The 16,736-nt window shown below is 57.7% G+C and carries 14 protein-coding genes; 4 read left to right on the top strand and 10 right to left on the bottom strand.

Annotated features, from left to right (window positions below; genetic code table 11):
- Window positions 1-19: 19 nt before the first annotated feature.
- The 6 genes from ACN1C3_RS07750 to ACN1C3_RS07725 form a co-directional block, all read right to left on the bottom strand.
- Window positions 20-529 (bottom strand): hypothetical protein, encoded by a 510-nt coding sequence (locus ACN1C3_RS07750; protein WP_419115220.1) that lies wholly within the window; start codon window positions 527-529, stop codon window positions 20-22.
- A 228-nt stretch (window positions 530-757) separates the two neighbouring features.
- Window positions 758-2,866 (bottom strand): TonB-dependent receptor, encoded by a 2,109-nt coding sequence (locus tag ACN1C3_RS07745; RefSeq protein WP_419115219.1) that lies wholly within the window; start codon window positions 2,864-2,866, stop codon window positions 758-760.
- 14 nt (window positions 2,867-2,880) lie between these two features.
- Window positions 2,881-4,089 carry an MFS transporter gene (locus ACN1C3_RS07740; RefSeq protein WP_419115218.1) on the bottom strand — a complete coding sequence of 403 codons (1,209 nt, stop codon included), beginning with the start codon at window positions 4,087-4,089 and terminating at the stop codon, window positions 2,881-2,883.
- Window positions 4,079-6,004, bottom strand: a complete 1,926-nt coding sequence (locus tag ACN1C3_RS07735) for an IucA/IucC family protein (RefSeq protein WP_419115217.1) — start codon at window positions 6,002-6,004, stop codon at window positions 4,079-4,081. Before ACN1C3_RS07735 ends, ACN1C3_RS07740 begins: the two co-directional genes overlap by 11 nt.
- A 205-nt stretch (window positions 6,005-6,209) precedes the next feature.
- Window positions 6,210-6,950: an NAD-dependent epimerase/dehydratase family protein gene (locus ACN1C3_RS07730; RefSeq protein ID WP_419115216.1), complete on the bottom strand. Its 741-nt coding sequence runs from the start codon at window positions 6,948-6,950 to the stop codon at window positions 6,210-6,212.
- 47 nt (window positions 6,951-6,997) lie between these two features.
- Window positions 6,998-7,630 carry a glutathione S-transferase family protein gene (locus tag ACN1C3_RS07725; RefSeq protein ID WP_419115215.1) on the bottom strand — a complete coding sequence of 211 codons (633 nt, stop codon included), beginning with the start codon at window positions 7,628-7,630 and terminating at the stop codon, window positions 6,998-7,000.
- A gap of 208 nt (window positions 7,631-7,838) precedes the next feature.
- Between ACN1C3_RS07725 and ACN1C3_RS07720 the strand changes: the two genes are divergently transcribed.
- The gene (locus ACN1C3_RS07720; RefSeq protein WP_419115214.1) at window positions 7,839-8,459 is read left to right on the top strand and encodes a DUF998 domain-containing protein; all 621 of its coding nucleotides are present in this window, start codon (window positions 7,839-7,841) and stop codon (window positions 8,457-8,459) included.
- A 239-nt stretch (window positions 8,460-8,698) separates the two neighbouring features.
- On the opposite strand, the gene ACN1C3_RS07715 is transcribed toward ACN1C3_RS07720, so the two are convergent.
- The gene (locus tag ACN1C3_RS07715; RefSeq protein WP_419115213.1) at window positions 8,699-9,598 is read right to left on the bottom strand and encodes a LysR family transcriptional regulator; all 900 of its coding nucleotides are present in this window, start codon (window positions 9,596-9,598) and stop codon (window positions 8,699-8,701) included.
- 302 nt (window positions 9,599-9,900) lie between these two features.
- Between ACN1C3_RS07715 and ACN1C3_RS07710 the strand changes: the two genes are divergently transcribed.
- Complete coding sequence (locus tag ACN1C3_RS07710; protein ID WP_419115212.1) at window positions 9,901-11,196, top strand: SLC13 family permease; 1,296 nt, start codon at window positions 9,901-9,903, stop codon at window positions 11,194-11,196.
- 53 nt (window positions 11,197-11,249) lie between these two features.
- Here ACN1C3_RS07710 and ACN1C3_RS07705 read toward each other — a convergent pair whose 3' ends face one another.
- A complete protein-coding gene (locus tag ACN1C3_RS07705) occupies window positions 11,250-12,281 on the bottom strand; it encodes a LacI family DNA-binding transcriptional regulator (protein ID WP_419115211.1) in 1,032 nt (343 codons plus the stop codon).
- 214 nt (window positions 12,282-12,495) lie between these two features.
- Between ACN1C3_RS07705 and ACN1C3_RS07700 the strand changes: the two genes are divergently transcribed.
- Both ACN1C3_RS07700 and ACN1C3_RS07695 read left to right on the top strand, forming a co-directional pair.
- Window positions 12,496-13,029 (top strand): gluconokinase, encoded by a 534-nt coding sequence (locus ACN1C3_RS07700; RefSeq protein WP_419115210.1) that lies wholly within the window; start codon window positions 12,496-12,498, stop codon window positions 13,027-13,029.
- A gap of 82 nt (window positions 13,030-13,111) precedes the next feature.
- A complete protein-coding gene (locus ACN1C3_RS07695) occupies window positions 13,112-14,464 on the top strand; it encodes a GntP family permease (protein ID WP_419115209.1) in 1,353 nt (450 codons plus the stop codon).
- An 86-nt stretch (window positions 14,465-14,550) separates the two neighbouring features.
- Here the strand turns inward: ACN1C3_RS07695 and ACN1C3_RS07690 are convergent, their stop codons facing one another.
- Both ACN1C3_RS07690 and alaC read right to left on the bottom strand, forming a co-directional pair.
- Complete coding sequence (locus tag ACN1C3_RS07690) at window positions 14,551-14,835, bottom strand: fructose-bisphosphate aldolase (protein WP_419115208.1); 285 nt, start codon at window positions 14,833-14,835, stop codon at window positions 14,551-14,553.
- A 599-nt stretch (window positions 14,836-15,434) separates the two neighbouring features.
- Complete coding sequence (gene alaC / locus ACN1C3_RS07685; protein WP_419115207.1) at window positions 15,435-16,655, bottom strand: alanine transaminase; 1,221 nt, start codon at window positions 16,653-16,655, stop codon at window positions 15,435-15,437.
- Between the last annotated feature and the right edge of the window lie 81 nt (window positions 16,656-16,736).

The following is a 16,736-nucleotide window of genomic DNA, read 5'->3' as shown; positions in this document are numbered from 1 at the left end:
CAGTGCTTGCTTGAGGCGATTAAAGAGCAGCCAGAAACGTCTCAGGAACTTGTTTTCCGGTGGCGCTGTTCTCTTTATCGGCCTGGGCCAGTTTCATTTTGTCTTCAACGCGTTGGGCAATTTCCTTGCCGATCGCCAGTTGTTTTTCAGGCGACATGTTTTTCACGTCGTCTTCGGTAATACCCATCTCTTTCAGAATACTGTCGCGCATCCGCCGTTCGGGCGTTTTGCTCATGTAATCCTTGAAGTCGGTAAGCGCTGTACTGTCCGTGGCGGTGCTTGCATTCGGTGTGTTGGTGGCCGGCGCAGTGGCTTGCAGCAACACGCGGGTTTTGGCGAACGCGGCGTCGACGTTGTCGTTCACCGTGTTGCTGGATTGTTGCGTTGTCGTAGAGGCCTGATTGCTTGCGGTATTTTGCACGTTCTGCATCAAACCGCTGTAAAGCGCGCTGGCGGCAGCCGTGGTCGGGTCCATATCGGACCGCTGAGTAGGCTGCACTGTCGGGGCTTTCTGTGCGTTGACCAACATGATTCGAGCACCTGAATAATGACTATTGGCAGGTACGGGGCAATTTGCATGCCGGTGTAGCCATGCCCAGATTTTGCGGGGGATGACAGCATCATGCCCGTCAAGGCGCGCCGCCCAGCGGACAAACCTTGCCGCTTTCGACCGCGTTCTTCCTGCCTCAAATCGACATCCGGGTGACCTCGTCCAGACGCAAGGCGACGCCTTAAAATCGTCGCCTTGCCCTGCTGCTTACCAATCCAGCGAATAACTCACACTCAATGTGCGACCTTCAGCATTGGCAAACGGCGCCCGGGCGTTGGCCTGGGCAAACAGATTTTGGTAGTTGCGATCGGTGAGGTTGTAGATCCCGCCTTCGAGACGCCCGACCGGCAGTTCCACCGAACCGAGCAGGTCCACCAGGGTGTAGCCCTCGATGTCGCGGCCGTTGTTGTCCTTGAAAGCGGCGTCGTAGCTGCTCAGGCGCATGCCCTGCAGGCGCAGGCTGTAGTCGTCCTCGGTAAAGCCGACGAACAGGGTGGTTTTGGCCGGTGAAATGCGGGTGGCTGGCAGGTCGATCCATTTACCGTCCTGCTCGGTTTCGCCTTTGGCCCACGCATAGGTGCCGCCCACCGACCAGTGATCGGTCGGGCGATACGTCAGGCTGTTTTCAATGCCGCGTACCCGCTCCTTTTGGTTGATCAGGCGCAGTACACGATCATTGGCGTCGTAGAACTGAGTCACGTCCGAAGTGTTTTCATACACGGTGACGTCGGCCTGCCATTTATCCCAGTTGCCGCGCCAGCCCAGCTCGTAGCTGTCGACTTTGATCGCTTGGGCGTTGAGGGTCTGAATATCGAAGCGACTGTTGACGTCCCGCAGGAAGCGTTGGATGTCGGGCAGCGAGAAACCTTGGCTGTAATTGGCGAAGATGTCCTGGTTTTCGCTCAGGTGATAGACCGCCCCCAGGTTGTAGAGGGTCGCATCATATTTGAGGGTATCGCCGGGCAAGACCGCGCGGTTCCCGGTCTGGACGATTTCACCATAGGCGATGCTGTCGGCAACTTCGCTTTCGATCCATTCGCGCCGTACGCCACCGCGCAAGGTCCAGTCGCCGATGTCCCAGGACATTTGCCCGAACAGTGCCTTGGTGGCCGTTTCGATGTCCGGGCCCATTTCATAGGTGGTGCCGGTCTTGGTGTAGTTCAGGCCATTGACCGTGTACTGGTCGCCTCGCTGACGGGAGCGCTCATGGTCGTAGTCGGCACCCCAGACCAGGTTGCCGGTGGCAGCGCCAATGGACGGCAGCGGGGTGTCGATGGCTGCGCGCAGGCCATACACGTCTTGCACGCTGTTGTTGTCCGAGACGCCGGCCTTGCCGCGTGACAGGTCGGGAAAGAACAGCGCATCTGCACGACGCCAGTAGCTTTCGACTTGCAGGCCCTGGCCGTAGAAATCCTTGTCGACGTAGTTGAGGTTGACCGCCTGGTTATGGGTGTAGGGCTGATCGTCGAGCTTCAAGCCCTTTACTGCGACGGCGTCGTTGGTATTTTTCGGATCCTTGGTGTAACCGGTGTCCTGCTGGTCTTTGTAGTCTTGCAGCGACAGGCTGATTTTTTTGTCGGCATCCAGCTCATAACCGAACCGACCTTGCAGGTCATAGGTTTCGGTGTCCATGTTGCTGCCCTGGGACGTGTCCTGAGGAATGCGGTTGCCGTTGCCGTCGAACTGGTCGTTGCGTTGGGTCATGTCGGCCGAGACATACCAGTCCAGTGCGTCCTGACGACCTGTCGCACTTTGGAACGCCTCGTAGGCGAAGCCTTTGCGGTTGAGGTTGTTGCCGCTGGTCATCCCCAGTTTGCTGCTGAACGCGATGTCCTGGCCCTGGTTGCGCTTGGTAATGATGTTGATGATGCCGCCCGATGCGCCGGCACCGTAGATGCTGCTCGCGCCGGATACTACTTCGATGCGCTCGATGCTGGCGGGCGAGATGCTGTTCAGCTGGCGGAAGTTGTCGCGGGTAGCGTTTTGCGACACTCCGTCGATCAATACCAGAATGTTGCGCCCACGCAAGGTCTGACCGAAGTTGCTCATGCCACCAGTGGACGGTGCGATCCCCGGCACCAGTTGCCCAAGGATGTCGGACACTCGACGACCGGCGCCGCTCTGTTCACGGATCTGGTGTTCGTCGATGACTTGTACCGAGCCTGGAATCGAGGCGATGCTCGCTTCGTTGCGGGTTGCCGAGACGACGGTGGCTTGCAGGTTCAGAGAGGCCGGTTGCTCGGTTTCTTCGGCCCAGGTCGGGGCACTGAAGGAGCCAATCAGCGGGATCAGCAGGGATAGCTTGGTTCGGGTCATGGTGCGGTCTTTTTTTAGTTTTGATGAGTGTTGGTAGAGAAAACAGTGGGCTGCATCGCGGTTGAGGCTCTTACCCAGCGGATGCCCAACGCGGCCAAGGCGTAGGTCAGGGCCACCAGCCAGAAGCTATGGTCCAGCCCGACCAGCCCCATACCGATGCCGCCCAGGACGGCACCCAGCAGTGCGCCGGCTTTCGCCGCGCTGTTGCCCAGGCCCAGGGCAAAACCCTGTTGGGTGGGGCAAACGGTATTGGCGATCAGGGCATAGGCCACTGGCAGCAAGGCACCTTGCCAAAGGCCCCACAACAGTCGGGTGGCGAGAAAACCGATCCATTCGTTGGCCAGTGCGGTTGCGGCGAGGGTCAACGCACACAACCACGCCACGCCCTCAATGACGCGCAGGGTGTAGGCCGGTTGCCAGCGATCGAACAGCCGTCCCCACAGTGGCGCGGAAATGGCCAGGGTCGCGGCGCTGGCGGCATAGGTCGCGCCAATCAGCCAGCCGGGCGCTTGCAGTACATCGGCGACATACAGCGCATAGAAGGGTTGAGGCATCATTTTTGCGGCCTGGATCAGCACGATCACCAGCAGAATTCCGCCCATCCAGCCTTTCGGTAAGGCCGTGCTGGCGGGTGTTTTTTTCTGTGCTGACCGCGCTGTATCTGCGGGCAGAAAGAAGCTGCCCAGTGCACACAGCAGGCAAATCAGCGTGGCGCCATAGCAGAGCAGGGCAAACCCGGAGACGTCCATCAACCAACCGCCCAATACCGGCCCCACCAGCGAGCCGACGGCCGTTGCCGATTGCAGGCGCGCCAGGGTTCGCCCGCGCTCCGAGCTGTCACAGCAGGCCAGGGCGTATGCCTGAGCGGCGGCCAGAAAGCCGGCCAGGGCGCCTTGCATCACCCGGATCGCTACCAGCAACCATGGGTCGAGCGTAATGGCCGCAAGCCCTTGGCACAGTGCCAACGCCAGCAATGCCCGAACGATCATCGGCTTGTGCCCGGTGCGGTCGCCGAGGCGACCCCACAACGGCGTCAAGAGCATGGCCGCAAGCATCGGGCCGGCATAGACCATGGCTGACAGCAGTGCGGTGTAGTGGGCCTGTTCGGGACCGAGCAGATGTTGAATCTGCAAGGGCCAGAACGGACCGCTCATTTCCATGGCACCCATGGAAATGAACTGGATCAGCACCAACAGCCGTAAAGCGCTGCCTTTAGCTGCCATGGGCGTTAACGCGCAGTGGGTTGCTGAGACGGCCGACGATATCGGCATGGCTGTCGAGCAAGCGCATGCGCATAAACGACTTGGCCGGCCAGTCCTGCACGAGCAAGGCGTGACGCTCGGTTTCCCAGCGCTGCGGTTCGACGCGTTCGCGCAATGCGTCAAAGCAATCACTGACCTGCGCCGCCAGTTCATCCCACAGGAGATTTTCCGGCACGTTCCAATGACGAGCGCAGAGCAGGGCCAGTTCGCCCAAGTGGCACATGAACGTGGTGTGCAGGAGTTTGTCGCGGACAAAACCGGACTCGTCGTAGAGCGTCATCTTCGGATCGTGCAGCTCAATATCGAGGCCATGGGCATGCAGGGTTTTGCGATCAATGCGAATGTCGCCGAAGTCGCGCGCCAGCAGGCGATTCAATTGCCCATCGGCGCCCATCACCATAAAGCTGTTTTGCTGGTGAGCTTCGAAGGCCACGCCATACATCAGGTAGATGCCGAGCAGGCTCGGTACGGCAATCGACAGATAATCACGGAAGAATGCCTGCATGGCTTCGCTGTCATCGCGCCCTTGTGCCAGTTTCACCCACTGACGAAGCAAGGGCTGCTGATGCTCATCCATCGCGAACAGGCTGCCGACCGGCACGGCCATTTCACCAGTGTTCAACAGGCTCAGCGGGTTGTCCCGGTAAAGCACGGCGGCATGCCGTGAACGTTCGTCGTCCACCGGTTGTGGCGCGTAATGCACGCCGATGCGTTCCGGCACGATGTTCAGTAAGCGCTGGATCTGCGGCTCTTGATCGAGAATTTGCAGCAACAGATGACTGATGCGCGGCCCCATCCGCGCCGAGCGCGGCGAGACGGTGCGTTGCACGCTGGTCAGACGCAATGCCACCGGGAGTTTGACCATCGGCGCGGTGCGGCTGGCATCTGGCACAACGGTGCGAAACGACATGGTGGGATGAGCGGTGAACGCGACGATATCGGTCACGATCAGCAGGTTGTCGGCGATCTCATTGGTGAATAACCGTGGTAATTCCTCATGGGCCTGCCAAGGGTGCGCGGGGAGCGGGAGGTAATCCGCTGCATCCAGCCCACGGCTTTGCAATTGCGCATGCAGTTGTTCGGCGGCTTGCGGGAAGTTGCCTTGCCACCAGTCCCAATAATCCGGCGTACCTGTCAGCGATTCGACGTGGGCGTATTGACGGTGCAGGGCACACAACACAATGGGAAATTTCGCCTCGAACTCTGGCGAAAAGGCGATGACCTGAGAGGCACTGAGGCCCAGTTTTGTCTTGTAATTCGGGTGCCAGGGATGACCCAGTGTGCCCCACTGTTCCAGCAGCGAGGTCGGGTTCTCCAGCACGCAGCTGTTTTTGAGCCAGGCCAGTAGATTGTCGTCACAGGCCGAGTCAATCCGGTCTTTCAGCTGGAGGGTCCAGCCGTGATGGAAGGCCAGGCAAAGCGTGTCATTGCTGAAGCTGTCATCAAGCTCCAGGGCCAGACGTTCCAGTACTTCGCTCGACGCAGCCGGGTTGAGCCGGGTGCTGAGCAGGGCCAGCAATTCAGAAGGCAGCTGGATTTTATGAGGCAGGTTTGCGGAACTGTGCAGCGTAATGCTGCCACGCACGTCCCAGCTGTTCATCCGTCCTCCCGACAAATGTTCGAAACAAAGATGGGCGCCATTCTCGAGCGGTAACCAGCAGTGGCTGTGCTCGTCGTATTCACAGTCGTCGGGGTTGATCAGACCTTCGCGGAACAGCGCCTGGATCAGACGTTGGAAGCTGCGTTGCGCTGCGGGCTCCAGGGCATTGCTCAAATGATCGAGCGTGATTCGATGGGATCTGAAGGCTGGGGTGTTGAGGGCCTCACTCCAGCGCGAGAGTAATTGCTGCTGTTTTTCAATATGCGCGAGTGTCAATTCCGACTCCTTGGGACACTGTTTCGATACAAAGCGCGCAGAGAATACCTTTTGAAAACGCTAGTGCCAATGATAGCGTTTCCCATTTGTATTGTAGGAAAGGCCCTAGGACGGGCCTTTTGAGCTTCAGATGCCTGTAATGCTTAGGCGGTGAAGGGGTGAAGCCGGCTTTTCGGTGACCTGAAAATTTTTTCAGCCTATGGTCTTATGAGTACTCAATCGGCAAATCAAACATCTGAAACGCATCGTCAATCGGTTGATAACCCAGCACCCGAGTGGTTTCGCTCAGGTCCAGTCGCTTGAAGCGATTGTTGGAAATGCCGTGGGCAATCAGGTGACTCACCCCTTCGACTTCTACCGAGCGTTGCAGCAATTGCACCGCGTCCCTTGGGCTGAGCCAGGCGCTCAGGTCACGGGCATTGGTCAGTTCGTGGCGCTCCGGGAACTCGAAAGCACCGATGCGCAGGGCAATGGTCGAGAGGTCGTGTTTGGCCGAATAAAAAGCGCACAAGGCTTCGCCATAACATTTGCTCACGCCATATAGGTTGGCCGGCATCACTTGCATGCCCGGTGTGATCTGTCGATCCACCGGGTAGCCTTCGATGGTTTGCGCGCTGCTGGCGAAGATCAACCGTTTACAGCCCGCCGCGACGGCAGCCTCGAACAGGTAGGTGGTGGCGAGGATATTGTTGGGCAGCAGTTCATCGAACGAGGCCGTTGCGTGAGGAATGCCGGCCAGGTGAACGATCACATCGATGCCTTCGAGGACTGAGCTCAAGGCCTGTTTGTCGGTCAGGTCCAGTCGCAGGAAACGATGGGGGCCGATGGCGAAATCAGGGTCGACACGATCCGTGAGGATGAAGTGATAGCGGTCCTTCGACGCGTCGAAGAATGTTTTACCGATCCTGCCGCAGGCGCCTGTCAGCAGTACGTTGAGTCCTTTCATGGGTTGCCTCTTTTTAGGGGTGTTGGCATGGTTGAACGGCTGTGTGCTCAAGGCAGGCCGTTGCGACCGTGCTCCCTGAAGCCTGAGCGCTCGCTGAGTTTTTCGTAATAGGCCACGACCGCCGGATAGTCGGGGCGCTCCATTGGCGTCATCAGCCAACGGTTGACCGACAAACCGATGACGATATCGGCCAGCGTAAAGTCAGGGCCGGCCACATAGGCACCGGTTACGGCCAGTTGCTGCTCGAGAATGCCCATTTTTTCGTTCCACCCGCGCACGCCGGCAGCGATTCGCTGTGGATCCTGGAAGTCCGGGTTCTGCCGCACCAGCGCAACGAAAGCGTAACTCCAAGACGGATTGAGTTCGGTGGCTTGCCAATCCATCCATTGCTCGACGCGTGCCCGGGATACGGGTTCGGTTGGCAAGAGGTCGGTATTTCGCTGCTTGCCGACGAGGTATCGGCAGATGGTGTTGGACTCCCAAAGCACCCCGGCCTCGTCGATGATGACCGGCACTTGGGCATTGGGATTGAGCCTGAGAAACTCTGGCGTGTGGGTCGAGGCAAAGCCACTGCCCCAGTCTTCACGCTCGTAGGCCAGACCCAGTTCATGACAGGTCCACAAGACTTTTCGGACGTTGATTGAAGAGGCTTTACCTAGAATTCTGAGTGAGTTTCCCATTGAGCTTCCCTGGCTGTGGTGATTTAACCCAAGGAATCTAGCAGTGTTCGGGGGATTGGGCGCCTGACAATTAACAACGGGTGCCGTTTTGATCTTGCTTGCTACCAGAGGATGACATTAGCTGCATGAGTGTCTAAATTTCTGAGCCCATGCCACCCGTCTATCTTGGGCATGGCCTCAATGGAGTGCGGCGCAATTGAACAAGGGAATGTTGAAATACGGGTATCTGGCGGGCTTGATAACGCCAGTCTGGCTGGTCATTGGTGTCGCTATCGCTGGCAGTCTGTACCCGGGCTATAGCCATCTCAATCAGGCGATGAGTGAGCTGGGAGCACTGGGTGCACCCACCCATGAGCTTTCGCCGCTGATCAACAATTTTCCGCTGGGTGTGTTGTTTGTCGTTTTCGGCATCGCCGTATTTGCGGTGTTCAAAGGCTCGGCGCTTGCGCGGTCAAGCGGTGTGTTGATCGTGCTGCATGGCGTCGCCAGCCTGTGCACCGGTTACTTTTCCTGCGATGTGGGTTGTGGTCTTGAGCATCCTTCGGACAGTCAGAACCTGCATAACCTCTCGGGTATGGTGATGTTTCTCACATTGCTGCTCGCAAGTACGCTCTGGATCTATTTGGCGACACGCGTACTGGGCTTGAAATGGTTCGCCTGGTTCTCGCTGGCCTGCACGTTGGTCGCGCTGCTGGTATTGCCGTTGATGGGACAGGCAGTTGCAGCAGGGGAAGGGTTTGGTCTGTATCAGCGGATCAACTATGGCGCTTCAATCTTGTGGGTGGGCGTATTCGCTTGGGTACTGAAACCCATGTCCAGCACCCACTGACCTTGATAATAAGCGGAGGAGTGTAGGCTCCCGCCATTCCGATTTGCGCCCGACTGACTGACCCTACTCTGAGTCACCCGGATCGAGGGAGCCAGGGTCAAGCAATATTGGGTGGTATTTTCCCCCAAGTTTCGCAGCTTCGACTTTCTACTCCCATACTGACTTTACAACCGCAGAGACTCATTGAGCGGCTGGAAGCACTTACAATCCGTTTTGTTTTGCCCTGCGTGTCGGAAGGTTCATCGGGTACCACCCAGTTGCACTTCGTTAGTCGAGCTAATCAGGTCTTCGACCATTGTTGACCGATTCGCCTTTCGCGTGGCCAATCCAAGTATGGCCTTGGGCCAATCAAGCCGAAGCGGTCTGTAGTGCAGGCCATCGCGCTGAATTCGCTGCATCGATGCGGGTACCACGGCGATACCCATCCCCGCAGATACCAGGTTAACAGCGGACGATAGCTGGGGCGCCTGCTGACGGATGGTCGGATTGAAGCCACATTGCCGGCATGCGGCCACGATATCCGCACTCAGACCATAACCGGATTTGCGCGAATACAGGATGAAGTTCTCCTGCCGTAAATCAACAAGCGACAGACGCTTGCGTGACGTTAAGGGGTGGCCGTCAGGCAGGACAACAATAAGTGGTTCTTCGGATAAGGTGATGAAGTCAATGTCGCCGCCCATAGCAAAGGGAGGCCTGACAAACGCGGCGTCAATTTCTCCACGGACGAGCCTGGAAATAAGTGATTCACTATCGTTCTCCTCAAGGTTTACCTCCACCTTGGGGTGCTGTCGCTGGTAACGGCTGATCAAACCGGTGACGGTATCGTTGAACGAAGCGGATTCGGTGAATCCCAGGTTCAACGAGCCGACCTCTCCTCGTGCAGCGCGCCGCGCGTTTTTTTGGGCTTCCTCGGCACGCGCAAGAATATCTTGCGCCGATACCAGGAATACCCTACCAGCATCACTGAGTATGACGCCGCGTCCTACCCGGTGAAAAAGCGGCGTACCGATTTCATCCTCCAAATCACGTATCTGCTGTCCAAGTGGAGGCTGGGCGATCCCAAGTTGCTCGGCTGCTCGTGTGAAGTTCTCTGCTTGGGCCGTGACGACGAAATAACGTAGATGCCTGAGTTCCAATTAGGACTCCAAAGATACTAATTTTGTATTTTCTAAATATTAGACATTTTATTTGTCTGCCGCCATGCTTCTTCTGCGCCAAAGATACGGTCAGTGGTTCGGTCAGAACGTTTACGGTTCGAGAATTGGGGATAGCAGCGCCATGGCACCGCAATTGACGAGTTTCGAGGAACGCGAAAAAATCGCTCAGACCAACCGGTATCTTGCGCTGGATTTGTTATAAGTCCTGCCATGAATGCGGACTGCAGGAGCTGAGTTAAATCAAGACGTAAAACCAAATCCGCGGAACATAGGAAAGCAACATGGATGTGCAACTCATTACGGCGGCCGGTTTGGTGGCTGTGACAATCGCGCTATGGGCAACACGTAAACTTCCGGAGTACTTGACTGCACTTTTGTTCTTCGCGTTCGCTATGATTCTCCATGTTGCGCCCGCTTCCTTGATCTTCTCTGGGTTTACCTCAGCCGCATTCTGGCTCGTTATCAGCGGCTATGTCATTGGAATCGCTATCCGCAAGACGGGATTGGCTGCTCGATGTGCGAGGGTGCTCGCGGTCCATCTTTCCGGATCATATCCACACATGGTCTTTGGCATTGTTGGCCTCACTTACGCGCTTGCCTTTGTTATGCCTTCTAACATGGGACGTATTGCGCTTCTGATGCCTATTGTCCTGGCGTTTGCTGATCGAGTGGGGTTTAGGGAGAAAAGTCCCGGGCGTACGGGTCTTTCGCTCGCTGTCGGCTTTGGAACCTTCCAGCTTTCGGCATCCATTCTGCCTGCGAATGTTCCAAATCTTGTCATGGCGGGGGCGATCGATACCACGTACGGGCTGCAATTATCCTATCTGCCTTATCTGATACTGCACGCGCCCGTGCTTGGCATTCTGAAGGGACTAGCACTATGTGCATGCATTGTCTGGTTGTTTCCAGATAAAGCGGAAAAAAGTATAGAGCTGGAACCAACTCTCCCTTTGAGTCCGGAGGAGAAGAGGTTGGGAGTTCTCCTTTTGATAACATTGGGGCTCTGGCTTACCGACTCCTTGCACGGTATTTCCCCTGCATGGGTCGGTCTCGTGGCAGCTTGCCTATGCCTCCTTCCCCGAATCGGCTTTGTATCCAGTGAAGAGTTTGGTCAAGAGGTAAATCATCGGACAGCAGTCTATGTCGCAGCAATCCTCGGACTCGCCGCACTTGTAGGGCAAAGCGGACTCGGAACATTAATAGGCAATGAAGTACTCACCCTCGCACCGTTGGATCCGGCCTCGCCGTTGCGCAGCTACGCCTCAATCGTAGGTCTTTCAACGCTGCTCAACTTTGTGGTTACAGCGAACGGAGTGCCAGCGCTTTTTACCCCCCTGGCACAGTCGTTAGCCACCGCATCCGGGTTGCCATTACTGAGTGTTCTGATGATTCAGGTCATCGGGTTTTCAACACCGCTTCTGCCTTACCAGGCATCGCCGATTGTTCTCGCTATTGAAATGGGACGAATCCCTTTCGTGGCAGCGTTACGATTGAGTCTTGCGCTTGCATTCATCACGTTTGTTGTATTGGTTCCCATCAATTACGGATGGTTCGTCTTTCTGGGTTGGTTACCATGATCCTGAAGCGGCAGACACGGCCAATTCATTAAACCGTGTCGCCACACAGACCACTAAGTACTCTCGCGCACCATTAATTCGAAACCCATGTCCTGCACCGGTTTGGCCACGGTGTTGCCAGCCATCAGGGTCAACATCTGCTCGGCAGCGCGACGGCCGATAGCCTCTCGCGGCGTGCTGATGCTGCTCAGGCGCGGCACCATGTGAGCCGAGGCGGGCAGGTCGTTGAAGCCGAGGACTGCCACTTGCTGCGGGATCTTGATGCCGCAGCGCATGGCTTCGAGCAGGGCGCCGTGGGCCAGGTCGTCGTTGCCGAAGAAGATCGCGTCGACCTGCGGATGGCTGGCCATCAATTGCAGAAATAACTCGCCACCCAGACCGACCGACGACGGACGCGGGGTCAAAATTTCCAGGTCGGGGTCATACAAACCGGCTTTTTGCAGCGCCCGGCGGAATCCTTCGCCACGCAGTAGGGTGCGTTGATCGAGTTGCGCGCCGATGTAGGCCAGCCGCCTGCGACCGCGCGAAATCAAATGTTCGGCGGCAGTCTCGCCAGCGGCCAGTTGCGAGAAACCGACGCAGTTCAGTCCGGCACCGGGGTCCAGGTCCATCATGTAGACGCAAGGAATGTTGCTGGCCTCGACCATCCGTCGGGCGCTTTCGGTGCGGTCAAATCCGGTCAGCAACAGGCCGCGCGGCTGGTAGGCCATGTAATTGCGCAGCAGGTTTTCTTCTTCGTCGCGCGAGTAGTGATAGTTGCCGATCAGCACTTCGAAGCCTTTGGGCCGCAACACGGTGTGAATGGCTTCGAGGGTTTCGATGAACAGCAGGTTGGACAGCGACGGCACCAAAACCACCACCGAATGGCTCTGGGCCGAGGCCAGCGCGCGGGCGGCGGAGTTGACCACGTAGTTCAGTTCGAGGGCGGCCTGCTGGACTTTCTCCACCAGTTCGGTGGCAACGCTGCTGATGCCGCGCAGCGCTCTGGAAGCTGTGATCGGACTGACACCCGCCAGACGCGCGACTTCGTTAAGGGTAGGGCGTCCCGTGGTGCGGGTATTTTTATCGTTTTTAGAGGAGGTCATCGGACGGCTTGCCAAACAAAATTCAAGGCACTAAGGTAGCGCTGTCTCGATGCGGCTGCAAATGCTTGAGTGTGGCTTGCCTGATCCCACTCGTCGGCGTCGAAACAGCACATGCTGCAACCCATAAAAATGACAAGAAGGCGCCGGCGGAATCTATTTTTGCACTAGAGTTTTATTTAGCAAAGGTAGCGCTGTCTGCGTGCTGAGGTGTTACATGAATCAACCTATCACCGCCCTGGTCATCATGGGCGTCGCCGGCTGCGGCAAAACGTGCGTCAGCGAAGCCTTGTGCCGAATCAGCGGCGCCACCGCCATCGAAGGCGACACTTTCCACCCTGCCGCCAATATCGAAAAGATGAGCGCGGGCATCCCCCTGAACGACGACGACCGTGCCGGCTGGCTCGACAGCCTGTGCGATGAGCTGCGCCGCGTCGATGCCAGTGGCCAGCGTCCTGTGCTGACCTGCTCGGCCCTCAAACACAGTTACCGTGAACGCCTTCGCCGCGCCTTGCCGGGGTTGGGTTTCGTATTTCTTGAACTGACTCCGCAGGTTGCTGCTGAGCGAGTCGCCCATCGTCCGGGCCATTTCATGCCTTCGACGTTGATCGACAGCCAGTTTGCCACCCTCGAATCGCCGGTCGGTGAGCCACTGACCCTGGCCCTCGACGCGTCCACTCACAGTGTTGAACGCCTCGCTGAGCTGGCCAATGCCTGGTGGCTTGAACATGGGCTAAAACTTGCGGTGTGAGTTTTGCTCCAAGAGATAGCGCTGTCCCATTAGCAGACGGTTTTAAGCCGCTTTATAAAAACAACAAACAGGAGTTACCCCCATGTTTGGCATGTCCCAAGAGACCTATCTGCTCGTCGATGCAGTGGTCACTATTATCGGTTTGATCGTGTTGATCACCCGGTTCAAGCTGCATCCGTTCATTGCGTTGATCATCGCTGCCGCTTTCCTCGGGCTGACCTCGGGCATGCCAGTGGACAAAATCATCAAGGCCTTCCAGGACGGCTTCGGTGGCGTTCTTGGTTTCGTTGGCATCATCCTGGCGCTGGGCACGATGCTTGGCAAAATGATGGCCGAGTCGGGCGGAGCGGATCAGATCGCCCGCACCCTGATCCAGGCGTTCGGCAAAGAGCGTGTGCAATGGGCAATGATGTGCGCAGCCTTCCTGGTTGGCATTCCGTTGTTCTTCGAAATCGGCTTCGTGCTGCTGATCCCGCTGGTGTTCATCGTCGCCCGGACTACCGGCGTGTCGATGATCAAAATCGGTATCCCGCTGCTCGCCGGTCTGTCCGCAGTTCACGGTCTGGTCCCGCCACACCCGGGTCCGTTGCTGGCCATCGGTGTATTCGGTGCCGACATCGGCAAAACCATTTTTTACGGTCTGATCGTCGCGCTGCCAACGGCCATCATTGCCGGTCCCCTGTACGGTTCGTTCATCTCCAAATACATCCCGGGTCATCCGAATCAGGAGCTGGTGGATCAACTGGCCCATGAACCGGAAGCCTCCACGCTGCCAAGTTTCGGCATCACCCTGATCACTGTGCTGTTGCCGGTGTTCCTGATGTTGCTCAAGACCTTCGCTGATGTGGCGTTGCCTGAAGGTCATGGCGTGCGCAACTGGATGGACATGATCGGCCACCCGATCGCTGCCTTGCTGCTGGCCCTGCTGCTGTCGCTGTACACCTTCGGCTACAAGCGCGGTTTTGATTCGAAGAAAATCCTCAAGCTGCTCGACTCCAGCCTCGCGCCAACGGCTGCGATCATCTTGATCATCGGTGCCGGCGGTGGCTTCAAGCAGATGCTGGTGACCAGCGGTGTGGGTGATGTGATCGGCCATATGGCGGTGAATGCGCAGATCTCACCGATTCTGCTGGCATGGCTGGTGGCTGCGGTGATCCGCATCGCCACCGGTTCGGCGACGGTCGCAACCATTACCGGTGCGGGCATTGTGGTGCCGGTGGTGGGGATGATTCCGGGGGTTAACCGTGAGTTGCTGGTGCTGGCAACGGGCGCAGGTTCGTTGGTTCTGTCTCACGTCAACGATGCGGGTTTCTGGCTGGTGAAGCAGTACTTCAACATGACCATCGCCGAAACCTTCAAGACCTGGACCGCGATGGAAACCATCCTGTCCGTCGTCGCACTGATCTTCATCATGCTGCTGTCGTTGGTGGTCTAAGGCGAGCGAATAACCTTGTAGCCGCCCAGTCACAAATAAAAAAACCGCAGCGATGCGGTTTTTTTGTGGCCGATTAACTGGCGGGTTTACGACGTCCCAAGTGCTCGCGTCTCGATCACGCCAAGCACATCACTGATGTCCTGGACCATCAGCCGGGCGACGTTGGCCACGGTGCTGATGTCGCGTTCATCGGTGTCGCGCAGGGCGGTGCAGGCCATCAAGGTCAGGTAACTGAGGACGGTGTGCAAACGTTCGCTGACGCAAGCATGTAGGTCGACCAGAGGCGCGTGGCTGTCGATCACCAGAACCGGAGAGTCGGTGGCGATTTGGGTCAGGGGAATGAAGCGGTGGGGCGGGAGCTGCGTGTGCATTTTTGGGGGCTTCCTTAAGCTAATAAGAAGGACTGCCACTATTTGCTGCGAAACAAATGGGTGGCAGCTGCGCGCGGGTTCGCAGACCGAGAAAAATTCACACCAAACTCGGCAGACCCGAAGGTCTCCCACGCACAGCCGCCATAAAACGAAACGCAGACGGAGTTCGTCTGTGCTGTCATTTGACGGATGTTGTGTAAATTTTTGCAAGGGCTGCGAAACCCTGTCGCTGACCGAGGTCAGCTGACGGGGCGAACTATAAGGGGGGCCTTGCGCAGGTGCAACCCGGGCGCTGTAGGAACGGCCGACTTTGTGAGTAAGAGCCGAAGGCCAATCTCCAAAGCACACAGGTCCAGTGTGGGAGGGGCCGGATGCGGTGTTCTGATCCGAAATCCACCCCTCTCCCTAAACCCTCTCCCCAGAGGGGCGAGGGGACTGATCTTGAGTGTCTGCCGAACTGCTGCGACCTGTGAAACCGAGTCGATTATGGATTCAACCTAGTACTTTCAGGTCGCAGTACATCCTCAGAAACTCACATTCTGCTCCCTCGCCCCTTTGGGGAGAGGGTTGGGGTGAGGGGTGGTTTTTGAGGCAGGTGATCAACTGGCGCCAGTCTTCTGCACCAGCCCATCCGCCCTGAACATTCCGCGAATCCCGCGCACGGCCTGACGAATCCGGTCCTGGTTCTCGATCAGTGCAAAGCGCACATGGTCATCACCGTATTCACCGAAACCCACCCCCGGCGACACACACACCTTGGCCTCCGCCAGCAGCTTCTTGGCGAATTCCAGCGAGCCGAGGTGCGCGTAGGCTTCCGGAATCTTGGCCCAGACGTACATCGCGGCTTTAGGGTTTTCGACCATCCAGCCCAATTCATGCAGGCCTTTGACCAGCACGTTGCGACGTTGGCAGTATTGCTCGGCGATGTCTTTCACACACTGCTGATCACCTTCCAGCGCTGCAATGGCCGCGACCTGCAGCGGGGTGAACGTGCCGTAGTCGTGGTAACTCTTGATCCGCGCCAGAGCGCTGACCAGTTCGGCGTTACCCACCATGAAGCCAATGCGCCAGCCGGCCATGTTGTAGCTCTTGGACAAGGTGAAAAACTCCACCGCAATGTCCTTGGCGCCTGGTACTTGCATGATCGACGGGGCTTTCCAGCCGTCGAAGACGATGTCGGCGTAGGCCAGGTCGTGGACCACCAACACGTCATATTGCTTGGCCAGGGCGATAACCCGCTCGAAGAAATCCAGCTCCACGCATTGCGCGGTCGGGTTGGACGGGAAGCCGAGAATCATCATTTTCGGTTTGGGGATCGAGCCACGAATCGCCCGTTCCAGTTCGGCGAAGAAGTCCACGCCCGGTATCAGCGGCACCGAACGCACCTGGGCGCCGGCAATCACCGCACCGTAAATGTGGATCGGGTAGCTTGGGTTCGGCACCAGCACCGTGTCGCCCTGATCGAGGGTGGCGAGCATCAAGTGCGCCAGGCCTTCCTTGGAGCCGATGGTGACAATGGCTTCGCTTTCCGGGTCAATGTCGACCTCGTAGCGATCCTTGTACCAATTGGAAATCGCCCGGCGCAGGCGCGGAATACCCTTGGACGTTGAGTAACCGTGGGTGTCTTCACGCTGGGCAACGGTGACGAGTTTTTCGACGATATGTGGCGGCGTGGCGCCGTCGGGGTTGCCCATGCTGAAGTCGATGATGTCTTCGCCACGACGACGGGCGGCCATCTTCAGCTCGGCAGTGATGTTGAATACGTAAGGGGGGAGTCGATCAATGCGCGCAAAGCGGCGCGGCGAACCTGTGTCTGCCATGGGTGCCTCTGGTACGTAAGCGCCCGGAACCGTCCGAGCGACGTTGGCCACTGCGGTGGCCTGTGGCGCAAGATAAGGGCT

It is taken from the genome of Pseudomonas sp. H11T01 (assembly GCF_048515765.1).
Taxonomy (GTDB): Bacteria; Pseudomonadota; Gammaproteobacteria; order Pseudomonadales; family Pseudomonadaceae; genus Aquipseudomonas.
This window is presented reverse-complemented; position numbering and strand designations above follow the sequence as displayed.

Excerpts from the sequence above, each read along its gene's own strand:
- ACN1C3_RS07740 (WP_419115218.1), bottom strand. The coding sequence starts at position 4,089 with ATGGCAGCTAAAGGCAGCGCTTTACGGCTGTTGGTGCTGATCCAGTTC.
- ACN1C3_RS07730 (WP_419115216.1), bottom strand. The coding sequence starts at position 6,950 with ATGAAAGGACTCAACGTACTGCTGACAGGCGCCTGCGGCAGGATCGGT.
- ACN1C3_RS07745 (WP_419115219.1), bottom strand. The coding sequence starts at position 2,866 with ATGACCCGAACCAAGCTATCCCTGCTGATCCCGCTGATTGGCTCCTTC.
- ACN1C3_RS07705 (WP_419115211.1), bottom strand. The coding sequence starts at position 12,281 with ATGACCTCCTCTAAAAACGATAAAAATACCCGCACCACGGGACGCCCT.
- ACN1C3_RS07700 (WP_419115210.1), top strand. The coding sequence starts at position 12,496 with ATGAATCAACCTATCACCGCCCTGGTCATCATGGGCGTCGCCGGCTGC.
- ACN1C3_RS07750 (WP_419115220.1), bottom strand. The coding sequence starts at position 529 with ATGTTGGTCAACGCACAGAAAGCCCCGACAGTGCAGCCTACTCAGCGG.
- ACN1C3_RS07725 (WP_419115215.1), bottom strand. The coding sequence starts at position 7,630 with ATGGGAAACTCACTCAGAATTCTAGGTAAAGCCTCTTCAATCAACGTC.
- ACN1C3_RS07720 (WP_419115214.1), top strand. The coding sequence starts at position 7,839 with ATGTTGAAATACGGGTATCTGGCGGGCTTGATAACGCCAGTCTGGCTG.
- ACN1C3_RS07695 (WP_419115209.1), top strand. The coding sequence starts at position 13,112 with ATGTTTGGCATGTCCCAAGAGACCTATCTGCTCGTCGATGCAGTGGTC.
- ACN1C3_RS07710 (WP_419115212.1), top strand. The coding sequence starts at position 9,901 with ATGGATGTGCAACTCATTACGGCGGCCGGTTTGGTGGCTGTGACAATC.
- alaC (WP_419115207.1), bottom strand. The coding sequence starts at position 16,655 with ATGGCAGACACAGGTTCGCCGCGCCGCTTTGCGCGCATTGATCGACTC.
- ACN1C3_RS07690 (WP_419115208.1), bottom strand. The coding sequence starts at position 14,835 with ATGCACACGCAGCTCCCGCCCCACCGCTTCATTCCCCTGACCCAAATC.